14 protein-coding genes, 13 tRNA genes and 4 rRNA genes are annotated in these 25,651 nt (G+C 46.9%); 28 read left to right on the top strand and 3 right to left on the bottom strand.

Annotated features, from left to right (window positions below; translation table 11 throughout):
- Positions 1-31: 31 nt before the first annotated feature.
- Positions 32-787, bottom strand: coding sequence for a spore germination lipoprotein GerD (gene gerD, locus NST33_RS27390; RefSeq protein WP_221825239.1), 756 nt, complete (start codon positions 785-787; stop codon positions 32-34).
- A gap of 125 nt (positions 788-912) precedes the next feature.
- On the opposite strand from gerD, the gene NST33_RS27385 reads away from it, so the two are divergent.
- The gene (locus NST33_RS27385; protein ID WP_047841115.1) at positions 913-1,545 is read left to right on the top strand and encodes a KinB-signaling pathway activation protein; all 633 of its coding nucleotides are present in this window, start codon (positions 913-915) and stop codon (positions 1,543-1,545) included.
- 99 nt (positions 1,546-1,644) lie between these two features.
- On the opposite strand, the gene pdaB is transcribed toward NST33_RS27385, so the two are convergent.
- Positions 1,645-2,421: a polysaccharide deacetylase family sporulation protein PdaB gene (gene pdaB, locus NST33_RS27380; RefSeq protein WP_076216866.1), complete on the bottom strand. Its 777-nt coding sequence runs from the start codon at positions 2,419-2,421 to the stop codon at positions 1,645-1,647.
- A gap of 123 nt (positions 2,422-2,544) precedes the next feature.
- Between pdaB and NST33_RS27375 the strand changes: the two genes are divergently transcribed.
- The 19 genes from NST33_RS27375 (at position 2,545) to NST33_RS27285 (ending at position 10,458) form a co-directional block, all read left to right on the top strand.
- A complete protein-coding gene (locus NST33_RS27375) occupies positions 2,545-3,162 on the top strand; it encodes a stage II sporulation protein M (RefSeq protein ID WP_221825229.1) in 618 nt (205 codons plus the stop codon).
- A 153-nt stretch (positions 3,163-3,315) separates the two neighbouring features.
- Complete coding sequence (locus tag NST33_RS27370) at positions 3,316-3,546, top strand: hypothetical protein (protein ID WP_056697767.1); 231 nt, start codon at positions 3,316-3,318, stop codon at positions 3,544-3,546.
- Between the two features lie 481 nt (positions 3,547-4,027).
- A 16S ribosomal RNA gene (locus tag NST33_RS27365) occupies positions 4,028-5,583 on the top strand.
- 156 nt (positions 5,584-5,739) lie between these two features.
- Positions 5,740-5,856: ribosomal RNA gene (gene rrf, locus NST33_RS27360) — 5S ribosomal RNA — on the top strand.
- A 36-nt stretch (positions 5,857-5,892) separates the two neighbouring features.
- Positions 5,893-5,969 (top strand) — tRNA-Ile (locus tag NST33_RS27355).
- A 22-nt stretch (positions 5,970-5,991) separates the two neighbouring features.
- Positions 5,992-6,067, top strand: a tRNA-Ala gene (locus NST33_RS27350).
- 206 nt (positions 6,068-6,273) lie between these two features.
- A 23S ribosomal RNA gene (locus tag NST33_RS27345) occupies positions 6,274-9,200 on the top strand.
- A gap of 143 nt (positions 9,201-9,343) precedes the next feature.
- Positions 9,344-9,460 (top strand): 5S ribosomal RNA (rrf, locus tag NST33_RS27340).
- The 16S, 23S and 5S rRNA genes sit together here with 13 tRNA genes alongside, the layout of an rRNA operon.
- An 84-nt stretch (positions 9,461-9,544) precedes the next feature.
- Positions 9,545-9,620, top strand: a tRNA-Asn gene (locus NST33_RS27335).
- Positions 9,621-9,623: 3 nt separating this feature from the next.
- A tRNA-Thr gene (locus NST33_RS27330) sits at positions 9,624-9,696 on the top strand.
- A gap of 10 nt (positions 9,697-9,706) precedes the next feature.
- A tRNA-Glu gene (locus NST33_RS27325) sits at positions 9,707-9,778 on the top strand.
- Between the two features lie 7 nt (positions 9,779-9,785).
- Positions 9,786-9,861: transfer RNA gene (locus NST33_RS27320), tRNA-Val, on the top strand.
- Positions 9,862-9,871: 10 nt separating this feature from the next.
- Positions 9,872-9,946, top strand: a tRNA-Gln gene (locus tag NST33_RS27315).
- A 9-nt stretch (positions 9,947-9,955) separates the two neighbouring features.
- Positions 9,956-10,031: transfer RNA gene (locus tag NST33_RS27310), tRNA-Lys, on the top strand.
- Between the two features lie 6 nt (positions 10,032-10,037).
- Positions 10,038-10,118 (top strand) — tRNA-Leu (locus NST33_RS27305).
- A gap of 10 nt (positions 10,119-10,128) precedes the next feature.
- Positions 10,129-10,203: transfer RNA gene (locus NST33_RS27300), tRNA-Gly, on the top strand.
- A 7-nt stretch (positions 10,204-10,210) separates the two neighbouring features.
- Positions 10,211-10,287: transfer RNA gene (locus tag NST33_RS27295), tRNA-Arg, on the top strand.
- A 15-nt stretch (positions 10,288-10,302) separates the two neighbouring features.
- Positions 10,303-10,376, top strand: a tRNA-Pro gene (locus tag NST33_RS27290).
- A gap of 11 nt (positions 10,377-10,387) precedes the next feature.
- A tRNA-Gly gene (locus NST33_RS27285) sits at positions 10,388-10,458 on the top strand.
- 221 nt (positions 10,459-10,679) lie between these two features.
- Here NST33_RS27285 and NST33_RS27280 read toward each other — a convergent pair.
- Complete coding sequence (locus NST33_RS27280; protein WP_260632706.1) at positions 10,680-11,033, bottom strand: WGxxGxxG family protein; 354 nt, start codon at positions 11,031-11,033, stop codon at positions 10,680-10,682.
- A gap of 578 nt (positions 11,034-11,611) precedes the next feature.
- On the opposite strand from NST33_RS27280, the gene ppc reads away from it, so the two are divergent.
- The 8 genes from ppc to ectB all read left to right on the top strand — a co-directional run bounded on the left by ppc (position 11,612) and on the right by ectB (position 25,286).
- Positions 11,612-14,404, top strand: coding sequence for a phosphoenolpyruvate carboxylase (gene ppc / locus NST33_RS27275; RefSeq protein ID WP_076217238.1), 2,793 nt, complete (start codon positions 11,612-11,614; stop codon positions 14,402-14,404).
- A gap of 260 nt (positions 14,405-14,664) precedes the next feature.
- On the top strand, positions 14,665-15,231 hold the full coding sequence (gene sigW / locus NST33_RS27270) for an RNA polymerase sigma factor SigW (protein ID WP_017692117.1): 567 nt from the start codon (positions 14,665-14,667) through the stop codon (positions 15,229-15,231).
- A gap of 136 nt (positions 15,232-15,367) precedes the next feature.
- Positions 15,368-15,982: a zf-HC2 domain-containing protein gene (locus tag NST33_RS27265; RefSeq protein WP_036614042.1), complete on the top strand. Its 615-nt coding sequence runs from the start codon at positions 15,368-15,370 to the stop codon at positions 15,980-15,982.
- Between the two features lie 313 nt (positions 15,983-16,295).
- Positions 16,296-17,132: a diadenylate cyclase CdaA gene (gene cdaA, locus NST33_RS27260; protein WP_047841664.1), complete on the top strand. Its 837-nt coding sequence runs from the start codon at positions 16,296-16,298 to the stop codon at positions 17,130-17,132.
- Positions 17,125-18,618 (top strand): CdaR family protein, encoded by a 1,494-nt coding sequence (locus NST33_RS27255; RefSeq protein WP_339305766.1) that lies wholly within the window; start codon positions 17,125-17,127, stop codon positions 18,616-18,618. Before cdaA ends, NST33_RS27255 begins: the two co-directional genes overlap by 8 nt.
- A gap of 72 nt (positions 18,619-18,690) precedes the next feature.
- Complete coding sequence (glmM, locus tag NST33_RS27250; protein WP_339305764.1) at positions 18,691-20,031, top strand: phosphoglucosamine mutase; 1,341 nt, start codon at positions 18,691-18,693, stop codon at positions 20,029-20,031.
- Positions 20,032-20,961: 930 nt separating this feature from the next.
- Positions 20,962-22,794 (top strand): glutamine--fructose-6-phosphate transaminase (isomerizing), encoded by a 1,833-nt coding sequence (gene glmS / locus NST33_RS27245; protein ID WP_036668148.1) that lies wholly within the window; start codon positions 20,962-20,964, stop codon positions 22,792-22,794.
- Between the two features lie 1,208 nt (positions 22,795-24,002).
- Positions 24,003-25,286 carry a diaminobutyrate--2-oxoglutarate transaminase gene (gene ectB, locus NST33_RS27240; RefSeq protein ID WP_339305762.1) on the top strand — a complete coding sequence of 428 codons (1,284 nt, stop codon included), beginning with the start codon at positions 24,003-24,005 and terminating at the stop codon, positions 25,284-25,286.
- Positions 25,287-25,651: the final 365 nt, after the last annotated feature.

Raw genomic sequence — 25,651 nt, 5'->3', positions numbered from 1 at the left:
TCAGTTTCTGTAATATACCAACATCTACTGTTTATGAACCTCCACCGCTGCCAGAATCTCCACTTCCACCATCTCCGCCATCACTACCCTCTTGCCCTTGCCCTTCTTGTCCTCCTTGCTCTTGCCCCTGTTTTCCGCCACTTTCCACTTTGGGTTGCAATTCGTCCTGCACTACCTTCTTGAGTAAAGTGAGTACTTCCATGCGGAACAACGGGTTTTGCATCACTTCCTGCATGACAGTCATCGTCTGTTTACGATAATCCGGAGTCTTGGTCATATCCATGAACATCTTGGATACTTCTGGTGACTTCATGATGTCTCCAACAGATTTTTGATATGTGGGATCTTTAATCAACTGCATATGAAGTTGTTTGCTTTGGGCGTTAATCACTTTGGCGAATTCCCCGGCAAACTGTGGATCTGTCATGATCTTCTCGAATTCCTTCTGGTATTCGGGAGCTGTGATGGTGTCTTTTACTGCAATACGTATTTGTTCCGAAGATTGCACAGGCATTAACATTTTCATACCAATGGTTCCCGAGCCACCACCCGACCCGCCGCCACCTTCTTCTGACCCGCCGCCTTCACCACTGGATGAGCTTTGACCTGTAAGAGCTTCCTCCACCGCTTTCTTGCCTTCGTCACTTTTCAAAATATCTACAACCATTGTTTTCATCTCTTTATAACTGCCCTGAGGAGGCGAAGAACTCTGATCTGAACCGCAGCCGGCAAGCATGACGGATAGCCCCAGTACGACACAGCATAGCTGCCACAAAGGCCGTTTCATGTGTACAATCCCTCCTTGATTAGATACTGGATGTAGTATGTGATGGGAAAGGGGGAAATATGTTGAGCAATGATGGTTTTTTGCTGAGAAGGTTGGTAAAATAAACACTCGGGGGTGGAAAACTTTTGAATTTACGTAGATGGTTTTTCCTGTTTTGGACAGCCTTGCTTATTGGGGCCGCGGGAGCATTGGGTACAGGATTGATTATGATGCTGGTGAACGGGGAGAAAACAAATGGATTGAATGATTTTCTTCTGTATCTTTTGATCCTATTTGGATCAGGGGTTATGATCAGCGTTTATTCACAAATGGGTTTCTTTGCATATCTGATATTGAATTATATGGGTAAAGGTGTATTTCCAAAGCGCGGTTGGCAGATCGTGCAGATTGTACTAACGGTGTTGGCCCTGCTTGACGTGATGTTTTTACGCCTGTTTGTTGGGGGAGACCGGGAGCGCATATCGGATATTGTGTTAGGTATCATTATTTTGGCAGCCGCAATTGTTACCGCTTACGTTAAAGTAAAGCTCACTCATATCTCCGCGCTTGTACCAACACTCTTTTTCATGATTGCCGTCACCATAGTGGAGACGATCGGCGTATTACGTATTGATGTCAATGCTGCAACCATATTTATTGTGGTTCCTTTGCTCTTATGTAATGCATACCAAATGCTGATATTGCACAGGCTGGTGGATGTATCTACGAACCGGAGTGTAAGTGGAAAGGCAGAACAGTTGAAAGAAAGCCGAGCATAAAATTCGTTTTGCATAAAAACATACCAAAAAGAGCTAACCTGGTTAGCTCTTTTCAACTTTTACACTCTTATTTGAGCTGTAGCCCAAGCAATATACCAATTATTGACCGCTGGCTTGATCACGAACTTCCTTACCTTCCACACTGGAATGGTTAAGCAACTCAGACACGGTTACGAATTCATAGCCCTGGTTTTTTAATTTGTCGATAATGACAGGGAGTGCCTCATGAGTTTGTTTAGAGGAATCACTTGCATGCAGCAGTACGATGTCCCCTGGATGTGCTTTGCTTACTACACGATCAACAATGGTCTGTACACCAGGGTTTTTCCAATCCAAGGAGTCGGTATCCCACTGTACAACCTGATAATTCAAACTATTGGCTACCTGAAGCACTCGCTTGTCAAAGTCCCCGTTGGGCAGACGTATTAATTTCGGTTCTTTTCCCGTTAAATCGGTTAAAATGCTATGAGCTGTCGAAATTTCTTTGCGAATTTCTTCCTCGGTCAGGCTGCTGTAGTTCTCATGTCTGTGACCATGGCTGCCAATTTCATATCCTGCCTCTTTGATGGCAGTAACAATTTCGGGGTGTGTCTTGCTCCAGGGGGACGAAAGGAAAAAGGTTGCCTTCTGCACTTTATTCTCCTGAAGAACTTTCAGAATCGGCTCTGTCCGTTTATCTCCCCAGCTGATGTCAAAGGTAAGTGCAATTACCTTCTTCTCGGTTGGAACGCTGTAGACGGCTGATGGTGCTTCCTCCGAGAATACGGAGACATTGCCACGCTCCAGATAAATAATACCGATCGCAAAGATGGCAGCAACGAAGACAATCAGGTACCGTTTAATCTTTTTGCCGCTAAATACATAGAACGAGTTCATTTCAATAAGCGCCCCTCTCCCATAAGAAATGCTTGTTTACTCTCCAATGTATGCTCGTACTCCCCAGTTATTCGTAACACGAACCTTGTTTGTCCATCATTTTAGATTCTACAGGAGGTTATTATGTTAAAATTCAGTACATTTCTTAGAGATCTTGGTTCCATCCGCAGTGCATTAATCTGGTCCGTAGTTTTGTTTGCTGTTGGAATAGGGGCAGGATGGGTGAGTACAGGGCCTCTAGAAGAACTGTTGTTGAACCAAATCGGAGGTTTACGTGAAGTCAGTGAACGGCTGGAGCAGGGGGGCAATGTGCAATGGAACTTCTTCCTGTTTATCTTTTTCAATAATGCCATCAAAAGTGTACTTGTCATCTATGCCGGTATATTCTTCGGAATTCTGCCTGTCATCTTCCTGCTGATCAATGGGATGGTCCTTGGATTTGTGGTGCACACCACGATGAATTATGGAGCAAGCTTCTATGATATTGTGGTTAAAGGTTTACTTCCGCATGGCATTATTGAGATTCCGGTCATTATTATTGCTTGCGCCTTCGGACTGAAGTTTGGTGGTCTGGTTATCCAAAGCCTTGCACAACTTGGAAGTGACAAGCGAAATATGATGGGAAACCGGTGGAGAGCATTCATGAATAGGACGTTAACGGCATCCTTCTGGGTTGTCATCTTGCTTCTTGTTGCAGCAATCATCGAAAGCACACTTACTTATACTCTGGTGAGAGGATAAAATTTTGTGATGGTTGGCATTCATAAATTTTCAGAAAGTTGACCATAACAATAAAACGGGTTCCAGCAGCACCCACAAAAAGCGAATGCACGGGTGTTGCATGAAACTTCTGTAAGTGTGATAAAGAGGCTATGCACAAAAAGGAGAACTCTAATGCTGGGTATGTTGTTTAACGATAAGGAATGCAAGGAATTAGACTATGTGCTACGTAAAGAATTAGATGAAATGCTGTTCGATCTGAGTGATAATCGTCTTGACCAAGAGATCAAATATGCTATCGCGAGCCGATATAAGACTGTGTTCCGCATGTATGCACGCTTTGCCCCACCAAAAGAGTTGTCCAAGTATGCAAGAGGTGGAAAACTGAAAAAGTCGAAGCCGTAATGCTGAAGCTGGTCATATATTAGATTTACAGTAGTGGAAGTGAGGTGCGGCTCTCAATAGCGGGTGCTGTACCTCTGAACCATGAAAATGCGAAATTGTTGGGGGGGGGGGCATACTTTTTGTCGAAAAAGGGTTGACCTTTCTAATTTCATATGGTAAATTAATTTTCGTTCCTTTTTTAGGAGCGGTTCACCGAAAAAAGCATGAAAATAAAGCGATTGAAAAGAATTGAAAAAATAATGCTTGCAAAGAGAACTTCAACATGATATATTATAAAAGTCGCCGCTGAAACGACGACAACATGAAAAACAGAACTAAATTGAATGTTTGATCTTTGAAAACTGAACAACGAGTGAGTAAACATTCTGCTTGCAGAATGACGCGAAAGTTGAAGACAAGCCTTGGCTTGAATCGACTGGAGCACAATTGAGATTTTTAATCTCGTCAGATTCAAAATGAGCTTATCGCTCTTTTCAATACTTTATTGGAGAGTTTGATCCTGGCTCAGGACGAACGCTGGCGGCATGCCTAATACATGCAAGTCGAGCGGAGTTGATAGGGAGCTTGCTTCCTTGATACTTAGCGGCGGACGGGTGAGTAACACGTAGGCAACCTGCCCTCAAGTTTGGGACAACTACCGGAAACGGTAGCTAATACCGAATAGTTGTTTTCTTCGCCTGAAGGAAACTGGAAAGACGGAGCAATCTGTCACTTGGGGATGGGCCTGCGGCGCATTAGCTAGTTGGTGGGGTAACGGCTCACCAAGGCGACGATGCGTAGCCGACCTGAGAGGGTGATCGGCCACACTGGGACTGAGACACGGCCCAGACTCCTACGGGAGGCAGCAGTAGGGAATCTTCCGCAATGGGCGAAAGCCTGACGGAGCAATGCCGCGTGAGTGATGAAGGTTTTCGGATCGTAAAGCTCTGTTGCCAGGGAAGAACGCTTGGGAGAGTAACTGCTCTCAAGGTGACGGTACCTGAGAAGAAAGCCCCGGCTAACTACGTGCCAGCAGCCGCGGTAATACGTAGGGGGCAAGCGTTGTCCGGAATTATTGGGCGTAAAGCGCGCGCAGGCGGTCATTTAAGTCTGGTGTTTAATCCCGGGGCTCAACCCCGGATCGCACTGGAAACTGGGTGACTTGAGTGCAGAAGAGGAGAGTGGAATTCCACGTGTAGCGGTGAAATGCGTAGATATGTGGAGGAACACCAGTGGCGAAGGCGACTCTCTGGGCTGTAACTGACGCTGAGGCGCGAAAGCGTGGGGAGCAAACAGGATTAGATACCCTGGTAGTCCACGCCGTAAACGATGAGTGCTAGGTGTTAGGGGTTTCGATACCCTTGGTGCCGAAGTTAACACATTAAGCACTCCGCCTGGGGAGTACGGTCGCAAGACTGAAACTCAAAGGAATTGACGGGGACCCGCACAAGCAGTGGAGTATGTGGTTTAATTCGAAGCAACGCGAAGAACCTTACCAGGTCTTGACATCCCTCTGACCGGTACAGAGATGTACCTTTCCTTCGGGACAGAGGAGACAGGTGGTGCATGGTTGTCGTCAGCTCGTGTCGTGAGATGTTGGGTTAAGTCCCGCAACGAGCGCAACCCTTATATTTAGTTGCCAGCACTTCGGGTGGGCACTCTAGATAGACTGCCGGTGACAAACCGGAGGAAGGTGGGGATGACGTCAAATCATCGTCATGCCCCTTATGACCTGGGCTACACACGTACTACAATGGCCGGTACAACGGGCTGCGAAATCGCGAGATGGAGCCAATCCCAACAAAGCCGGTCTCAGTTCGGATTGCAGGCTGCAACTCGCCTGCATGAAGTCGGAATTGCTAGTAATCGCGGATCAGCATGCCGCGGTGAATACGTTCCCGGGTCTTGTACACACCGCCCGTCACACCACGAGAGTTTATAACACCCGAAGTCGGTGGGGTAACCGCAAGGAGCCAGCCGCCGAAGGTGGGATAGATGATTGGGGTGAAGTCGTAACAAGGTAGCCGTATCGGAAGGTGCGGCTGGATCACCTCCTTTCTATGGAGAATCGTTTCCCGAGTGGAAACATTCAAATAAGTAGGTTCTTAGAACCTACAACAGCGATTCATTTTGGTCTATCACTTCGGTGTGGATGAAATGAAGAGCAAAGCAACTCACTCGTTGCTCAGTTTTGAGAGCTTAAACTCTCAAACGTTTGGTGGCGATAGCGAAGGGGTTCCACACGTTCCCATCCCGAACACGACCGTTAAGCCCTTCAGCGTCAATGGTACTTGGACCGCAGGGTCCTGGGAGAGTAGAACGCCGCCAAGCGTAACCCATTTTGGGTTCAAATAGTATATGTAATGTGGGCCCTTAGCTCAGTTGGTTAGAGCGCACCTCTGATAAGGGTGAGGCCGGTGGTTCGAGTCCACCAGGGCCCACCATCTATACCTTTAAACTTTATATGGGGCCATAGCTCAGCTGGGAGAGCGCCTGCCTTGCAAGCAGGAGGTCAGCGGTTCGATCCCGCTTGGCTCCACCAAAAATGTTTTACAAGTTTGTTCTTTGAAAACTAGATATCGAAACGAAACAAACGCGAATTAGAACATTCCTTTAAGCTGAACTTGTGCAAACAAGTCAAGTGTATAAAGGTAGTTGAATTGCTTTTGTGATGGTATCGGGTGAGAGCGACTTTTGGCTTTGCGCAAGCAAAACAAGGGAAGCGAACGACCGAAACCGGAACAAAATGGTTAAGCTACTAAGAGCACACGGAGGATGCCTAGGCGCTAGGAGCCGATGAAGGACGTGGCGAACAACGAAACTGCCTCGGGGAGCTGTAAGCAAGCTTTGATCCGGGGGTGTCCGAATGGGGAAACCCAGCTGGGGTAATTTCCAGTTACTCACAACTGAATACATAGGTTGTGTAGAGGCATACCAGGGGAACTGAAACATCTAAGTACCCTGAGGAAGAGAAAACAATAGTGATTCCGTCAGTAGCGGCGAGCGAACGCGGAGAAGCCCAAACCAGAGAGCTTGCTCTTTGGGGTTGTGGGACGTCTCACATGGAGTTACAAAGGAACCGGTTAAGCGAAGAGGTCTGGAAAGGCCTGCCAAAGAAGGTAAAAGCCCTGTAGTTGAAAGTTGGTTCCCTCCGAGACGGATCCCGAGTAGTGCGGGGCACGTGAAACCCCGTATGAATCCGGCAGGACCATCTGCCAAGGCTAAATACTTCCTAGCGACCGATAGTGAAGCAGTACCGTGAGGGAAAGGTGAAAAGCACCCCGGAAGGGGAGTGAAATAGAACCTGAAACCGTGTGCTTACAAAAAGTCAGAGCCCGTTTTAGGGGTGATGGCGTGCCTTTTGTAGAATGAACCGGCGAGTTACGTTCCCGTGCAAGGTTAAGGTGAAGAGCCGGAGCCGCAGCGAAAGCGAGTCTGAATAGGGCGATTGAGTACGTGGACGTAGACCCGAAACCGGGTGATCTACCCCTGTCCAGGGTGAAGGTGCGGTAACACGCACTGGAGGCCCGAACCCACGCATGTTGAAAAATGCGGGGATGAGGTGGGGGTAGCGGAGAAATTCCAATCGAACTCGGAGATAGCTGGTTCTCCCCGAAATAGCTTTAGGGCTAGCCTCGGAAAACAGAGTCGTGGAGGTAGAGCACTGATTGGGTGCGGGGCCCGCAAGGGTTACCAAGCTCAGTCAAACTCCGAATGCCATAGACTTACTTCCGGGAGTCAGACAGTGAGTGCTAAGATCCATTGTCAAAAGGGAAACAGCCCAGACCATCAGCTAAGGTCCCCAAGTGTGTGTTAAGTGGGAAAGGATGTGGAGTTGCACAGACAACCAGGATGTTGGCTTAGAAGCAGCCACCATTGAAAGAGTGCGTAATAGCTCACTGGTCGAGTGACTCTGCGCCGAAAATGTAACGGGGCTAAACACACCACCGAAGCTATGGCTTGATGCTTTGCATCAGGGGTAGGGGAGCGTTGTATAAGGGTTGAAGGTGTACCGTAAGGAGCGCTGGACATTATACAAGTGAGAATGCCGGTATGAGTAACGAAAAGATCAGTGAGAATCTGATCCGCCGAAAGCCTAAGGGTTCCTGAGGAAGGCTCGTCCGCTCAGGGTAAGTCGGGACCTAAGGCGAGGCCGAAAGGCGTAGTCGAAGGACAACAGGTCGAAATTCCTGTACCACCGTAAGCCGTTATGAGCAATGGGGGGACGCAGTAGGGTAGTGACGCGGACTGATGGATGTCCGTCTAAGCAGTGAGGCTGATGTGTAGGCAAATCCGCACATTGTAAGGCTGAGCTGTGATGGGGAGCGAAAATTACAGTAGCGAAGGTCATGATCTCACACTGCCAAGAAAAGCCTCTAGCCAGGTGATGGTGCCCGTACCGCAAACCGACACAGGTAGGCGAGAAGAGTATTCTAAGGCGCGCGGAAGAACTCTCGTTAAGGAACTCGGCAAAATGACCCCGTAACTTCGGGAGAAGGGGTGCCCCGGTAGTGTGAATAGCACGAGGGGGCCGCAGTGAAAAGGCCCAAGCGACTGTTTAGCAAAAACACAGGTCTGTGCGAAGCCGTAAGGCGAAGTATACGGGCTGACGCCTGCCCGGTGCTGGAAGGTTAAGGGGAGTGGTTAGGGAGTAATCCCGAAGCTGTGAACCGAAGCCCCAGTAAACGGCGGCCGTAACTATAACGGTCCTAAGGTAGCGAAATTCCTTGTCAGGTAAATTCTGACCCGCACGAATGGCGTAACGACTTGGGCGCTGTCTCAACGAGAGATCCGGTGAAATTTTAATACCTGTGAAGATGCAGGTTACCCGCGACAAGACGGAAAGACCCCATGGAGCTTTACTGCAGCTTGATATTGAATTTGGGTACGATCTGTACAGGATAGGTGGGAGCCTTTGAAGCATGAGCGCCAGCTTGTGTGGAGGCAACGTTGGGATACCACCCTGATCGTATCTAGGTTCTAACCTGGTACCGTAATCCGGTGCGGGGACAGTGTCAGGTGGGCAGTTTGACTGGGGCGGTCGCCTCCTAAAGAGTAACGGAGGCGCCCAAAGGTTCCCTCAGAATGGTTGGAAATCATTCGAAGAGTGCAAAGGCATAAGGGAGCTTGACTGCGAGACCTACAAGTCGAGCAGGGACGAAAGTCGGGCTTAGTGATCCGGTGGTACCGCATGGAAGGGCCATCGCTCAACGGATAAAAGCTACCCTGGGGATAACAGGCTTATCTCCCCCAAGAGTCCACATCGACGGGGAGGTTTGGCACCTCGATGTCGGCTCATCGCATCCTGGGGCTGAAGTAGGTCCCAAGGGTTGGGCTGTTCGCCCATTAAAGCGGTACGCGAGCTGGGTTCAGAACGTCGTGAGACAGTTCGGTCCCTATCTGTCGTGGGCGTAGGAAATTTGAGAGGAGCTGTCCTTAGTACGAGAGGACCGGGATGGACGTACCGCTGGTGTACCAGTTGTTCCGCCAGGAGCACCGCTGGGTAGCTATGTACGGACGGGATAAACGCTGAAAGCATCTAAGCGTGAAGCCCCCTCAAGATGAGATTTCCCAGTATGTAAGACCCCTTGAAGACGACGAGGTAGATAGGCTGGGGGTGGAAGTGCAGCAATGCATGGAGCTGACCAGTACTAATCGGTCGAGGGCTTATCCAATAGCAAGTTGTCATTCGCGTGTTTCGTTTCGAATCTAGTTTTCAGAGAACAATCTCTGAAATGAAAATTGGTACATCACAGAATGTGTGTATGATTTTCATTTCCATATCTGATTTTAAGAAGCTATGCTTCGACAAATCGCGTTTGGTGGCGATGGCGGAGGGGTTCCACACGTACCCATCCCGAACACGACCGTTAAGCCCTCTAGCGCCGATGGTACTTGGACCGCAGGGTCCTGGGAGAGTAGGATGCCGCCAAGCGAACTCTTTCATCATACATAGAAAACAGGCTCTGCATGTGGACGTTGTACGATGAATTGCATTTGCCTTGCAAATGCATATTATTCCCTGATAGCTCAGTTGGTAGAGCACTCGACTGTTAATCGAGTTGTCACAGGTTCGAGCCCTGTTCGGGGAGCCATTTGCTCTCATAGCTCAGTAGGTAGAGTGCATCCATGGTAAGGATGAGGTCACCGGTTCGATCCCGGTTGAGAGCTTTGGAAATGGGGCCCGTTGGTCAAGGGGTTAAGACACCTCCCTTTCACGGAGGTAACAGGGGTTCGAATCCCCTACGGGTCATATAGTTGGAGGCTTAGCTCAGCTGGGAGAGCATCTGCCTTACAAGCAGAGGGTCGGGGGTTCGATCCCCTCAGCCTCCACCATATTTTTTATTGGGGATTAGCCAAGCGGTAAGGCAACGGACTTTGACTCCGTCATGCATAGGTTCAAATCCTATATCCCCAGCCATTTTAGTATGAGTCATTAGCTCAGTTGGTAGAGCACCTGACTTTTAATCAGGGTGTCGAAGGTTCGAGCCCTTCATGACTCACCATCATATGCGCGTGTGGCGGAATTGGCAGACGCACTAGACTTAGGATCTAGCGTCTTTGACGTGGGGGTTCAAGTCCCTCCACGCGCATCCTTTATTTGCGGAAGTGGCTCAGCGGTAGAGCATCGCCTTGCCAAGGCGAGGGTCGCGGGTTCGATTCCCGTCTTCCGCTCCAATATTTTGCGCCCTTAGCTCAGCTGGATAGAGCGTTTGACTACGAATCAAAAGGCCGGGAGTTCGAATCTCTCAGGGCGCGCCATTATTTTTTTAGTATCGGGATGTAGCTCAGCTTGGTAGAGCACCTGGTTTGGGACCAGGGGGTCGCATGTTCAAATCGTGTCATCCCGATTTTTGTTTATGCGGGTGTAGTTCAATGGTAGAACTTTAGCCTTCCAAGCTAATAGCGTGGGTTCGATTCCCATCACCCGCTTACAGGATATAACGAAAGAGCCTTTGCAGATGCAAAGGCTTTTTTACTTTTGTTAACGTAAGAATTAGCAGTTATTTTATGTAAGGTACAAGTACAGGTTTATTAAAAAAAGAGCCAAGACCCTTTACTATCCAAATAGGGGGTCTTGGCTCTTCTGTTTATCTCTGTGGATGAGCTGCCTCTAAAACGTAGCAGCTATTGTATAGTGAAGAGCGCACAATTTAACGTTCGTTACGATCCGTCACTCTTTTACGCATGCCAGCTAGCCCCAGTAGTCCCAACAAACCAAGCCAGCCCCAATCCATACCATTATCACGGTCGTTCGTAGTGGCGTTCGCCCGAACATTGTTGGTACGATAGTCACCATTGTTGCGGTAGTTTCCATCCATATTCATATTCATGTTGGAATTAGTGTTTGTGCGGTCCATGTAGTTGGTGTCCTGATAAGAGCGAACACGTGAACCGTTGGTGTTGGTATCCACACCTTTGGACATTTGACCATCAGCAGCAGCAGGGCCTGCCATCGCGGCCACCAGAAGCACGGAAGCAATAATTGTTGTACCCTTCTTCATCATTTAAGTTCCTCCTTTTTAGTAAGAGCTATAGATTAATCTGCCCAAAAAGCTAAGAACATTATGTAGAAATGGTCTGTTAAGATATCCCTACAATTACAGTAGGTTAGGAACATACATAAGAAAGTCCCCTGGTAAGCAGACTTGTAGTGGGAAGGAATTTTTAATTTTATCTTTAATTTATTACATCACTGTGGTAAAGTATACAAAAGCTTGCTTTGCCGGTCATGTTTCTTTGTATATCATCTGTTCTCAAATAATGAAATTATACGGTTTAACCTTACGATCAGGTACGATGGATCATATCTAAAGTAACTGTATATTTATAAATTTTTAAGCATAGGTATGAGACATTTGATTTATCTAAAGTACGTGAAAAAGGTATCATGCGACAGCATATGACCATTAATTGAAGCAGAACAAGAAAATGAATAAAAAAGCGTGTTTTTGTGCTGTAAATCGGGGATAATCCCCATTTTTTCTAGTAGAAAAATGAAGATTTTCGTACCATTTTATTGTATGATGTTATGAAGGTGTCAAATTTACGTGTACGAATGGAACGATCAGATGGGAGGATAAGCATGACTGAAACTATGGTAACCGCCAGCAAAAGCCAATCCAACAACCTGCTTCGGCGAGACGTGCGGTTCCTGGGCAATATACTCGGAGAAGTTCTTGTCCATCAAGGCGGCACGGAGCTTCTAGATATCGTTGAGAAGATTCGGGAAACGAGCAAATCGTTGCGTGCAGAATTTCTGCCAGAACTCTATGCAGAGTTCAAAACGATGATCCAGGAATTAGACTCGGACAATCGTCACCAGGTTATTCGGGCTTTCGCTATTTATTTTCAATTAGTTAATATTGCTGAACAAAACCATCGGATCCGGCGTAAACGGGATTATGAACGTTCTGCTGGGGACGCTGTGCAGCCAGGATCGATTGAGAAAGCAGTACAGGATCTTAAGGAACGTGGACTGTCTCATACAGAGGTGGAAGAGATTCTTGATGATTTGTCACTGGAACTCGTTATGACAGCTCACCCAACCGAAGCCATGCGCCGGGTTATTCTGGACATCCACAAGCGGATATCCGAAGATGTCATGTCACTTGATAATCCTACGCTGACGTTGCGTGAACGTGAACAGTTGCGGGAGAAGTTGCTGAACGAAGTCATTACACTATGGCAGACTGATGAGCTTCGTGACCGTAAACCGACTGTGCTTGATGAAGTGCGGAACGGGATGTATTACTTTCATGAAACGTTGTTCCACGTACTTCCGGATGTATATCAGGAGCTGGAACGCTGCCTGAACAAATTTTATCCTGACCATGACTGGCATGTGCCGACGTATTTGCGGTTCGGTTCCTGGATCGGTGGAGACCGGGATGGAAATCCTTCGGTAACTTCAGATGTAACATGGCAGACACTGTTGATGCAACGCAAGCTCGCTTTGCGTGAATACCAACGGATTATGATTGAACTTATGGGCCATCTCAGCTTCAGCACGAACATCATTCACGTATCGGATGAGCTGGTGCAGTCGATTGAGCAGGACCGTAATTCTGTTACATTGAAAAAAGTGGATATCTGGCGGAATGAAAAAGAGCCATACCGCATCAAATTGGCTTATATGATTGCCAAGCTGAACAATGTACTGGACGAGAACAAATTAGGTCAGCCTGACCGTTATCATAGCGCACAGGATTTGATTGATGAACTGATGATTATTGATCGAAGTCTGCGCCATCATTTTGCCGATTACGTAGCAGATACAACCATTCGCAAAATGATTCGTCAAGTCGAGTTGTTTGGTTTCCATACCGCAGCATTGGATGTGCGTCAGCACAGTAAGGAACATGAAAATGCGATGTCGGAGATTTTGGCGAAAATGAACATTGTAGAGGATTATGCGCGTCTGACTGAAGACGGTAAAATCGATCTGCTTGCTCGTTTGCTGGATGATCCACGTCCGCTTACTTCTCCTTATCACCAATACACGGAGGGAACCAAAGAATGTCTGGATGTCTTCCGTACCATTAAGCGTGCCCAAAACGAATTTGGGAACGGCTGTATCACAAGTTACCTGATCAGTATGACGCAGGGCGCAAGTGATTTGCTGGAGGTTATGGTATTTGCCAAGGAAGTGGGCTTATTCACCAAAGGACACAATGGTGAGGTTGTATCTACTCTTCAAGCGGTACCACTGTTTGAAACGATTGATGATCTACATGCGGCTTCGGACATTATGCAGAAGCTGTTCAACCTTCCTGTATACCGCGCAAGCGTAAAAGGACGGAATGAACTGCATGAAATCATGCTTGGTTATTCTGACAGTAACAAGGATGGCGGAGTGGTTACAGCCAACTGGGAACTGCGTGTAGCAATGAATGCCATCACGGCTGTAGGTAATGAACATGGCGTTAAGCTGAAGTTCTTCCATGGACGTGGCGGGGCTCTGGGACGTGGCGGCATGCCACTCAACCGCAGTATTCTTGCTCAACCACCACATACGATTGGTGGGGGCATCAAGATTACGGAGCAGGGAGAGGTTATTTCTTCCCGTTATTCCCTTCAGGGGATTGCATACCGCAGTCTGGAGCAGGCAACTTCGGCTCTAATCACAGCAGCACTTAATGGGCTTGAGCCGCAAGAGTCAGCATCCGAGCGTCATTGGGACAGCATCATCAAAGAGATTTCGGAAGTATCTCTGACGAAATATCAGGATCTGATTTTCCGTGATCCAGACTTCTTCACATTCTTCAAAGAATCAACGCCGCTTCCGGAGGTTGGTGAGCTGAACATTGGCTCCCGTCCATCCAAGCGTAAAAATAGTGATAAGTTTGAAGATCTGAGAGCGATCCCTTGGGTATTCGCATGGACTCAAAGTCGTTATCTGCTTCCGGCATGGTATGCGGCAGGAACAGGATTGCAAAGTTACTATCAGGGTAAAGAGGAAAATCTGGTTGTCCTGAAAGAAATGTATGCAAGCTTCCCATTCTTCCGTACATTAATTGATACGGTACAGATGGCCGTAGCCAAGGCAGATCTGGTGATTGCCAAAGAATATTCAGCAATGACTTCGAACAAGGAAGCCCGTGATCGCATATACGGTCAGATTGAAGCCGAATTCAAACTCACAAAAGAGTTGATCCTGAAAATTACCGGAGAAGCTGAAATTCTGGATGATGTACCGGTTATTCAAGAATCCATTCGTCTTCGTAACCCTTATGTAGATCCGTTGTCCTACATGCAAGTTCAACTTCTGAGCGAGCTCAGAGATATGCGTGAACGTGGTGAGGATGATACGGAACTGCTCAGAGAAGTGTTGCTGACAATTAACGGCATCGCTGCAGGACTGCGTAACACAGGTTGATGATTGAACTGCTTCATTTGAATAATCATATGTAACAAAGAACCCATTACTTTGTTGAATAAAAGCTCCATTCTCTGCTCTACGGAGTGAGAGATGAAACGGGACTCCTGCGGGAGTTCCCGTTTTTACTGTTTTTGGCGGATATTTGTCATACAGTCTTGATTTTTGACCAAAGTTGATTTACGATTTGATTGGTGAATTACAAGTGTGGACGGGTATCAGAAGACGGAAGACCCATCAGCATGTCTGGGGGAATAAGGGTGGACAATTTGGAGAACAGGCTTGTGAAATTGGTGCTCAAGGGAGACCAGAGAGCCTTCGCAGAAATCGTTGAACTATATAAGGACAAGCTATTTCATTTGGCATACCGGATGCTGAACAATCGTCATGAAGCTGAAGACGTTGTGCAGGAGACGTTTTTGCGTGTGTTTCGTAATATGGAGAAGTACGATCCGAACCAGAAGTTCTCAACCTGGATATACCGGATCGCAACGAATCTGTGTATTGACCGACTGCGCAGAAAGAAACCTTCATACTCTTTGGATGCTGAACTGAATGACCAGGAAGGATCTGATGGTTATGCGATGCTCCCGAGTGATGATCGTACACCGGAGAGTGAAGCGCTCCTGTCAGAAACGCAGACACTCATTCGTGAGGCTATTGACAGTTTGCCAGCCAAGTATAAGTCCGTTATGATTTTGAGATATTTACAGGACTTGTCGCTACAGGAAATCAGTGACGTGACAGGTATGCCCGTAACAACGATTAAGACACGCGTTCATCGGGGCCGTGATTTTCTACGTAAAAAATTGGAGTACAAGTTATAAATGTTAAACGCTTTTAAATATGGGCGAAATTATTTGAAACATATCCGAAACGGATGCGTATGTAATGTATGCAAGTCTTATGCGTGCTTTTTAATGGCACATGGACTAAGTGATTTAAGAAAGGATTGGCTCTCATATGGATTGCAACTCGGCCGTCTCTTTAATGCATGAATGTTTGGATGAGTCGTTGTCCCCGGCCCAGAAGGTTGAACTGAAAAGTCACCTTGTGATCTGTCCGGATTGTCGCATGCGCTTTAAAGAGTTGGAACAGACGGAAATGCTACTCTTTGCCATGAAACACTATTCACCGTCTGCCTCTGATGAGCTGACCAATCGAATTATGAATGCTCTGCCCCAGCCCAAGAGACAGCAAGCATGGCTCAAATGGGTCAAAGGACATCCCGCGCTGACGGCGGCAGCCTTCTTTTTGGTCGTGATGCTCTTTAGCGCCTTGAATTTCTGGAATCAGAATAACGAGATGGTTGTTAAGGGAAATAATCTGGACCAGATCGTGATTCAGGGTAACACGGTTATTGTTCCTGAAGGTAAGTCAATTGCTGGCGATCTTACGATAGAAAATGGAACCGCACAAGTATATGGTGATGTGAACGGCAATCTGACGGTTATCGATGGACAACTGTTTCAGGCTTCAACCGCGCATATTTCAGGTCAGGTGAAAAGTATTGATCAGGCGCTGGACTGGTTCTGGTACAAAATAACCAATATGGTAAATGAAGTGGCTTATCGCTAGAACAGGGTAAAATCTTCAATGGTATATACCAAGCAGGGTACCTCCAGATTGCATGGGGTACTCTTTTTTTATACGCAAACTTTGTAATTCATGGGAAATGTGATGTTTATGTGCAGTTTGAGACTGCCGTAACTTGCAACCTGAACGTTAACGTTATAACCTAGATACTAAAGAGAACATACTACTACATATAGATACGCATTTTGCACAAATCGAATGATGCAAAACGCGGAGACAAAGGATTATATAAAATCCTAATGGGTTAATATGAGATCAGGGTTTACTCATCAATGGGGATAGCGGGGGCTGGCTTATGAATTATTTTGCTGACTTAACGTGGACAGAGTCCATTAAGGACGTTATCGATATATTGATCGTTACCTATATTATGTACAAACTGATTTTGCTTGTGCGGGGGACACGTGCGGTTCAGCTCCTGAAAGGGATTCTGTTCCTTGTGCTGATCTGGGCATTAAGTACGTGGCTAAACCTGTATACGCTCAAGTGGTTAATGAACCAGATGTTTACGTTTGGTGTCGTTGCGGTGTTCATTATCTTTCAGCCGGAACTGCGTCGTGGTCTGGAGCAATTGGGACGCGGTAAGCTGTTTGGACGTTCAGCGGCAGCGAGTGATGAAGAATTAACCGTGTTAATTGGTGAGATTATTAAGTCTGTTAATTATTTGTCACGACGTAAAATTGGCGCTTTGGTCGTGTTTGAACGTGAAACGGGTCTGAACGATTACACGGAATCGGGCATTAAGATGCAATCTCTGGTCAGCTCAGAGCTGATGATTAACATCTTTATTCCAAATACACCGCTCCATGATGGAGCCGTTATTATACAGGGAAAACAGATTTCGGCGGCAGCTTGTTATTTGCCATTATCAGAGAATCCTTTTATCAGTAAGGAATTGGGAACACGTCATCGTGCAGCAATCGGGATTACCGAAGTTGCAGATGCGATCTGTTTGGTTGTCTCCGAGGAGACAGGACAAGTGTCACTTGCAATGAATGGACAGGTCGTTCGTGATATTAAGGAAGAATCGCTGATTGCCAAACTGTATGAGGAGTTGCGCCCTACATCCAATCTGAAAAAGAATGGCTGGACAACCTTCTGGAAACGGAAGGGAGGACGTAACAATGGATAAGTGGTTTAACAATAATAACTTTGCCAAAATACTTGCACTTGCGGTGAGCCTGCTGCTCTGGTTCATGATTCATCTGGATGAGGTACCAACCACCCCTACGATTACAACAGGGACAACCAACAAGGTTGTGGAACGTACGGTGCCTGTTCAACCTTATGGATTAGACAGCAACAGCTATGTGCTTACTTCATTAAGTACGGATGAGGTCCGGCTGGAGATCAAAGGACAGCGCTCGATGTTGACATCGATTTTTACGAATGATGATTACAAGGTACTGGTCGATCTGAGTCAGGTGAAAGATGGGTCCAATACACTGCCACTCGTACCTGATCTGCCTTCCGGTGTAGAAGTGGTCAGCATGGAACCTTCCATGGTTACGGTGAATGTAGAAAAATTGGGCACCAAATCCTTCAATGTGAATATTGTACCCGAAGGGGAACCATCCGCCGGATACAGCGCTGGAACGCCCGTAATTGAACCTTCGACGCCAGTTAAGGTAACTCTGCCCGAAGGGCAACTCGAGGCTGTAGCGAAGATCCAGGGCAGTGTGAGCGTGAAAGATGCGAAGGAAGATGTCATACAGAAAAAAGTGAAACTTCAAGCATACGATGCTGAAGGCAAAGTCCTTGAAAATGCGATTATAACGCCTCAAACGGTTGAAGTCCGTGTTCCGGTCAATCAGCCCTATACATCTGTACCCTTAAGAATCAAATATTCGGGACAGCTTCCGGAAGGCCTGGTACTCTCCACAGTAGAGCCAAGCGTGAAAGAAGTCTCGGTTTATGGATCAGAGAATGCGCTTGCGGGTATACAGGCCTACGACCAAGTAACCCTTGATCTAACGCAGTTTGAGCAGTCAGGTACGTCGACAGTTAACGTGGACTTGACGCCGCCTTCCGGTTTTGAGAAAATCGAGCCTAGTTCGATTCAGATCAAGGTAACCATATCCCCATTTGACGAGGCGGAGGAGACAACCAAAGTCTTTCCGAACGTCCCCATCACACTTACCGGTGCGGGGAATGGGCTTGAAGGTACACTCGTTACGCCTAAAAGTGGCGGTCTGAACCTTACGCTTACAGGCTCGGCAAGTATGCTTGAGGGTCTGAGTAGTGATGATCTCACGTTGACGGGGGATCTTGCTGAACTTGCGGTCGGAACGCATGAGATTAAGCTTGAAGCCGACCTGCCCCGTTATGCCAAACTGGATGAATCATCTAATGCTCTGAGTGCAACGGTCAAAATTAGCGAAAAGGCTGAGGACACCACAACTACGCCTAGCGAAGATCCGACTGACGAGGGAACGGTAGCACCTGACCCTTCACCAGCCGAGGTCGAAAACGGGGAAACGGAGCCTGTTCCTGATGAAGAAGAAACGGAATCGAATACGGATACTCAGGATCAGAGTCAACAGGGGAGCACAACCAATCGAGGTAATTTAAATAATAATAACAGTGGTAGTAGCAGTAAAAGTGGCTCAAATCCGTAAACGTTCTAATTTTAAAATTCTCAAAAAATAATAATAGTGCTCGTATATGATGCGAATAGAAGGAGTTAAATCATGGGGAAATATTTTGGTACAGACGGTGTAAGAGGGGTTGCCAATAAAGAGTTAACGGCAGAGCTGGCTTACAGCATTGGACGTTGTGGTGGTTACGTGCTTGCAGGTGGTGTGGAAAGACCAAAAGTGGTTATCGGCATGGATACTCGAATCTCGGGATTGATGTTGGAATCCGCACTGGTTGCAGGTCTGTTGTCCATTGGCGCTGATGTGATCCGTCTGGGCGTTGTATCCACTCCGGGAGTGGCGTATATTGCACGTTTGTTGAAAGCTGACGCGGGCGTGATGATCTCAGCTTCCCACAATCCGGTTGAGGATAACGGAATCAAGTTCTTTGGCGGAGATGGCTTCAAGCTGTCTGATGAAACAGAGAACCGGATTGAAGAACTGATGGATGCGGAGACAGATCAATTGCCACGGCCAGTTGGTGGCGGTCTGGGTACTGTAACGACAGATGAAGAATCCCGTTATCGTTACCTTGATTTCCTGAAAACGACTGTAAATGAATCGTTCTCTGGACTTAAAATTGTTCTGGACTGTGCAAACGGAGCAGCTTATGAGCTGGCACCGAAATTGTTCAGTGAACTTGGTGCAGAAGTCATTGCCATTGGCGCTGAGCCTAACGGCCTGAATATTAATGAGCAATGTGGATCAACTCATCCAGAGAACCTGAAACAAGAAGTGCTTAAACATAAAGCGGATCTGGGTCTTGCTTTTGACGGGGATGCGGATCGTCTGATTGCTATTGATGAGACAGGCGCTGAGGTGGATGGAGACTTCATTCTGTGTATCTGCGGTGATGCGATGAATCGTGCAGGCAAGTTGAAGGACAGTACTGTTGTATCGACCGTTATGAGTAACATCGGATTCTACAAAGCAACGGAGAAACTTGCACTGAAAACAGCTAAAACGGCAGTAGGTGACCGTTATGTGATGGAGGAAATGCGTCGCGGCGGTTACAACTTGGGCGGAGAGCAGTCTGGTCATGTTATTTTCCTGGATTACAATACAACCGGAGACGGTATGCTGACTGCGATTCAACTCGTGGATACACTCAAGGCTTCCGGTAAAAGACTGAGTGAACTAAAAGCGCTAATGATCCAGTACCCACAAGTATTGGTGAATGTGCGTGTTGAAGATAAGAGCAAATACGAGGGCAATGCTGCAATCGAGCAGGCTATTGCTACAGTAGAACAACAACTCGGCGATAATGGACGTGTACTCGTTCGTGCTTCAGGTACTGAGTCTCTGATCCGTGTTATGGCGGAAGGACCAGATAAAGACGAACTTGAACAATTTGTGTCTCAAATCGCAGATGTAGTGCAAAAAGAACTGGTATAGTACTGGAAGATGTAAGAGATACCTTCGGCATACGGTTTTCTTAAGGGAATTGTTGGCAGAACTAGGCATAATATAACATGATTTAGGACTTATAGTGCGTGTTCAAAAAGTCTGGTTTTCAGTACCAAGAAGATGGAATGAAGATAGAAATGGAGTAGCGGAGCATAGGGAAACTACGTGAGCAACGGACATTTCGGCTGAATTTCATATTCGATGCTGATGATGCCGTTAGGCATGATTCGTAATCAAAAGCGGAATTTTTGAATTACCTCTAATGATGGATATTCCTGCGTCCCGGCCTGATGAGACCATAGGTCCGTTTATCCGGTCGGGATTGTAGGTAAATATGCTAAAATTGTCACAGGTACTTTGCTCCATTGCAAAATGGACCTGACGTGCATATAATGAGTGGAGTCGTCATTCAGACACAGAAAGTGAGGAACGTAAGGTTACAGTTACACAAGCGCCAGAGCTTGGAGTTGCGCGGGATGATGTTGATCAGGATTTCTTCTAGGTTGAAGAACGGCTGATTAAGATCAACGGCAATCAAGCTGACGAGGTGGAGGTGTTCGGATTGTTCGGCGGGGACCTCCCGGTGAAGCACCAGAGCCGTAAACCGGATTGCGGAAAATGGATAGGTGACTGTCCACACAACGCGCCGGTGCAGGTGCAGGAGTTAAACTAAAATTCAAATGAATGTGCGTGAAGAGCGTAAACAGTACGCGGACGGGAAAATGATGTACATTCATGATTGCATTCATAACAGCTTATGATGACAGCGGGGCGACACGAGGTCGCTCTGATCATTGATAATTGAATAAGTACCAAGTATTCATGAAACGCTAGGCAATCACTCATTTTTCCGATGTGCCGCCTCTGCCTGTTTCTCTTCGTGACACAGTATTCATATACAAACGGAGGAAATAAATTATGTGCGGTATTGTTGGATATATTGGTAATAAGAACACTCAATCGGTATTGGTCGAAGGATTAAAGAAACTCGAGTATCGTGGTTATGATTCTGCAGGTATCGCGGTATTTACACCGGAAGGTCTGCAAATCACGAAAGCTCTTGGTCGTCTTGCGAACCTTGAAGCCAAGCTGGATGGTGCACCACTGGTAGGTAATGCCGGAATCGGACACACACGTTGGGCAACTCATGGTAAACCATCGGATGAGAACTCTCATCCACACACGGATGGAAGCCAGAAGTTCTCTGTTGTGCATAACGGTATTATTGAGAACTACCTGGATCTGAAGGATGAATTGATGGCTCAAGGTCACACGTTCACTTCCGAGACAGATACTGAGGTTATCTCTCACCTGATCGCACGTGAATACAATGGTGATATCGTCAAAACAGTACAAAAAGTGATCACGTTGTTGCGTGGCGCATTTGCACTGGGTGTATTGACAGAGCATGAGCCTGAGAAACTCGTAGCTGTGCGTCAAGCAAGCCCATTGATTATTGGTATTGGTGAAGGCGAGAACTTCATTGGTTCCGACATCCCGGCAATTCTGGAACATACACGTAACGTGTACATTCTGAATGATGGTGAAATGGCTGTATTGACACATGATGCTGTCGAATTGATGACGATTGAAGGCAACTTTATTTCTCGGGAAATGATTCGTGTCGATTGGGATGCTGTAACCGCAGAAAAAGGCGGATTCGAGCACTTCATGCTGAAAGAAATTCATGAGCAACCAAAAGCATATCGTGATACTATGCTGGGTCGCATCGATAATGAAGGCAAAAAAGTTCAACTTCCTGAGTTGAAAATGACTGAAGAACAAATTAAAAATATTCGTAACGTTCAAATCATTGCATGTGGTACAGCGTACCATGCAGGTCTGGTTGGACGTACAGTGATTGAGCAATTGGTACGTATTCCGGTTGAAACAGATGTGGCTTCCGAGTACCGTTACCGTTCCCCAATCGTGCACAAAGATACACTTGTAATCGTAGTGAGCCAATCTGGTGAAACTGCCGATACGCTTGCTGCATTGCGTGAAGCACAATCCAATGGTGCGCATGTACTGGCAATCACAAACGTAGTGGGCAGCTCCATTGCACGTGATGCAGATGATGTTATCGCAACATTGGCAGGTCCGGAGATTGCAGTAGCTTCTACCAAAGCGTATACTTCGCAGTTGATCGCGTTCAACTTGCTTGGTCTGTACCTTGCACAAGTTCGTGGTACTCAATCTGCAGAAGAGATTGAACACACGCTGGCAGCAATGCAAGCATTGCCTGAGCAAGTGGAATCCATGTTGGAGCAAGCGGAGGCAATCAAAGGATATGCAGAGCAAATCTCTAAACATGAACATCTCTTCTTCATTGGTCGTGGTCTTGACTACGCAGTAGCTCAAGAAGGATCTTTGAAGCTGAAAGAGATCTCTTACATTCACTCCGAAGCGTATGCTGCGGGTGAGCTGAAACACGGTACGCTCGCATTGATCGAAGACGGCATCCCTGTTATTGCCTTGGCAACGCAAGAGAACGTACTTGAGAAAACAGTGAGCAACATTAAGGAAGTAAAAGCACGTGGCGCAGATGTATTGGCAATTACGTATGAAGAGCACGTAGCACCATTGCTGAAATCCGTAGACCAAGCGTTTGCAATTCCTAAGACGTTGCCACTGCTTAGCCCTGCTTTGTCTGTAGTTGCGCTGCAATTGCTGGCATACTATGCTTCCCTGGCACTGGGTCATGATGTGGATAAACCACGTAACCTGGCGAAAAGTGTAACGGTTGAGTAAGGTATTCTGTACAAATTACTTTATTTTCCAATGATAAATAAGTGTAGAACCATTTACAAAAGTATGGAACTACACGAACTGTTGTCCAATGACATGGATAATGGGTTGATCAATAGATTCAGTAAATTAATAAAGTATAAACAAAATATGGTCCTGATGACTCTAAGTCATCAGGACTTTTTTGATGTTTCAGGAGGGTGGTTCTGAATATTAGAACCACCTTTTTTATGTTTGTGCATTGTAAATTTATGTCATCAACTTCTTAAAGAGAGTCATTAACATTCGCAACTCGTAAGTGCAAATATATCCCCAAGAAGGATGTGGATAGGGCATACGGGATCGTTTGAACAATAAAGGAAGATGGCCAAATGGGACTGGAACATCTTTCAGTGACTCACAAAATGGTATGCCAAGAAGCAACAATTTGCTGGATGAAGAAGCTTATTACGCGAAGTGAAATCATTGTCTGTTCAACTTGGATTCAGAACGCCATTGTAATCTATATGTAAATGAGTGAAGGACATAGAAAAGCGTATGAGGGAAAATCTCACGTATGGTTTGATGAGGAGGAGTAGAATATATTTACCCTTTATTCTAACGGAGGTGTAGAGAAGAAGGCAAGATACAAAACGATGTCGGCTGCCATCCGTTTGAATGCTGCGGGCAGCTTCAGCCAGACTTTCAGAAATTGGTCAGGTAATCATGTTAAGTTAATGCAAAGTGCAAGGATGCGGAACACTGGCAAAGAATATTAAAAGGTAATATATACCAAATTATCCTGTTTCATGGCTGAATGTCAACACGCGTCGAATTCCTCGATTGATGTAAAACCATTCCCAACGTTTCCTTGCTATTCACTCTTTTTAATGAAAAATGTTAACACATTATGTTTCGTGAACCAAATTTAACATTATAATGACTATATTTAACAAAAATTTCACTATACATTCTTGTAAATTTTGATATAATTCAACCTAGGTCTTATTCCCTATTATTCTAATAAATGGAATTGTGGGGTTTTTTATACCCATCCAAGCTGTGTGCGAGAGACCAGTCTACTGGCTAACCAACAAGCCGGCATGCGGGGACCAACAATTGTGGAAAATGACAGCCTAGAATATGTTGCTCCATGACGTCAGAAGGTTCAGAAAGGAAGGTTCAGAAAGATGGAGCCAACCTTATCCCAATTCCGATGGAGGATGAAGTGAGTGAGCATTTTTGAAAAGCTGGAATCCAACGTAAGATCTTACTGCAGAAGTTTTCCGGTGGTATTCGACCGGGCCAAGGGAGACCTTTTATATTCTGAGGACGGAAGAGCATATATTGATTTCTTTGCAGGTGCCGGGGCACTCAATTACGGTCATAACAACGATTATATTAAAGACCGGGTTCTTGATTACTTGACCTCCGACCGGATTATGCACGGTCTGGATATGTATACAATGGCCAAACGTGAATTCATCCAGAGCTTCTCAGAGCGGATCCTGGAGCCGAAGAAGCTGAATTACAAGCTTCAATTCTGCGGTCCAACAGGGACGAATGCGGTGGAAGCGGCCCTGAAGCTCGCACGCAAGGCGAAGAAGAGAAGTGGAATATTCGCATTCATGGGTGGCTTCCACGGTATGTCGCTCGGCAGTCTGTCGGCGACAAGCTCCAAGTCCATGAGAGAAGGGGCGGGGCTCCCTCTGGACGGAGTTACGTTCATGCCGCACCCGAGCGGGGCTTTCGCAGAAATGGATACGCTCGGCTATATCGAGAGTATCCTGACTGATTCGCACTCCGGAATCGATAAGCCGGCCGCGATCCTGCTTGAAACGGTACAAGCCGAAGGAGGAATTCACGTTGTCGACGCGCAGTGGCTACGCGAGCTGCAGCAGCTTTGCCGCAGGCACGATATTTTGCTCATTACAGACGAGATTCAAGTAGGATGCGGTCGGACAGGCGAATTCTTCTCCTTCGAACGTGCAGGGATCGAGCCGGATCTCATTACCCTGTCGAAGTCGATCAGCGGGTACGGCCTGCCAATGTCCCTCCTGCTGCTGAAGCCCGAACTGGATATCTGGACGCCGGGCGAGCACAACGGCACCTTCCGCGGCAACCAGCTGGCTTTTGTGGCCGCGAAGGCTGCTCTCGAGTTCCGGGACAGAACCGAACTGGAAGCTCAGGTGAAGCAGAAGGAAGAGTATGTGCGCTCGTTCCTTGATCAAGAAATCAAGCCTCTGCATCCGTCCATCGCCATCCGCGGACTCGGCCTGATCTGGGGCATTGACGTCTCGGGGTTCATGGATGAAGCCGGGGCGAAGCGGGTGACGGATATCAGCTTCGAGAACGGGCTCATCATTGAAAGAGCCGGCAGAGGAGATTGTGTGCTGAAGATCATGCCTCCGCTTACCGTCTCGATGGAGCATCTGACCGCCGGCTGCGCCATTATCAAGTCCAGTATGCAGCAGGTGATCTCTCAGGAGACCAAGGATTTGTTAGTAACGACCTAAGCTTGGCCAAGCCGATGGCCGCCCCCGGCAAGAGGCATGAAAGTGCCTTCCGGAGGGCGTGCGGACTTGATGTTAAGGTAGCGCTTTCTCCTCATGCTACCTGCGGTAACGTCAATCAGCATGGAATTCTCCGGCAATCCAAGGGCAGTACCGTTCGTGCCATACGGAGCATTCCTTGAGTCTCATGCAATACCCTCGTTAAATTTAATCGTCAGGAAAAGCTCACTACCCCGCAGCCGAATCTTTACTTATCCACAACCAGGGCTGTGGGGGAATAAGCAAATCGTACATAGAGTGTATCAATACCCCTTAAACATAGGCTTCGTCAAAGGCAGCTCGGGTGCCAAATCAGGAGGTACGGTCGA

The sequence above is a fragment of the Paenibacillus sp. FSL L8-0435 genome (assembly GCF_037965655.1).
GTDB lineage: Bacteria > Bacillota > Bacilli > Paenibacillales > Paenibacillaceae > Paenibacillus.
Note: the sequence above shows the minus strand (reverse complement) of the source record. Positions and strands in the feature narration are given on the sequence as shown.

Excerpts from the sequence above, each read along its gene's own strand:
- gerD (WP_221825239.1), bottom strand. The coding sequence starts at position 787 with ATGAAACGGCCTTTGTGGCAGCTATGCTGTGTCGTACTGGGGCTATCC.
- pdaB (WP_076216866.1), bottom strand. The coding sequence starts at position 2,421 with ATGAACTCGTTCTATGTATTTAGCGGCAAAAAGATTAAACGGTACCTG.
- NST33_RS27375 (WP_221825229.1), top strand. The coding sequence starts at position 2,545 with ATGTTAAAATTCAGTACATTTCTTAGAGATCTTGGTTCCATCCGCAGT.
- NST33_RS27370 (WP_056697767.1), top strand. The coding sequence starts at position 3,316 with ATGCTGGGTATGTTGTTTAACGATAAGGAATGCAAGGAATTAGACTAT.
- NST33_RS27280 (WP_260632706.1), bottom strand. The coding sequence starts at position 11,033 with ATGATGAAGAAGGGTACAACAATTATTGCTTCCGTGCTTCTGGTGGCC.
- ppc (WP_076217238.1), top strand. The coding sequence starts at position 11,612 with ATGACTGAAACTATGGTAACCGCCAGCAAAAGCCAATCCAACAACCTG.
- NST33_RS27265 (WP_036614042.1), top strand. The coding sequence starts at position 15,368 with ATGGATTGCAACTCGGCCGTCTCTTTAATGCATGAATGTTTGGATGAG.
- cdaA (WP_047841664.1), top strand. The coding sequence starts at position 16,296 with ATGAATTATTTTGCTGACTTAACGTGGACAGAGTCCATTAAGGACGTT.
- NST33_RS27255 (WP_339305766.1), top strand. The coding sequence starts at position 17,125 with ATGGATAAGTGGTTTAACAATAATAACTTTGCCAAAATACTTGCACTT.
- glmM (WP_339305764.1), top strand. The coding sequence starts at position 18,691 with ATGGGGAAATATTTTGGTACAGACGGTGTAAGAGGGGTTGCCAATAAA.
- glmS (WP_036668148.1), top strand. The coding sequence starts at position 20,962 with ATGTGCGGTATTGTTGGATATATTGGTAATAAGAACACTCAATCGGTA.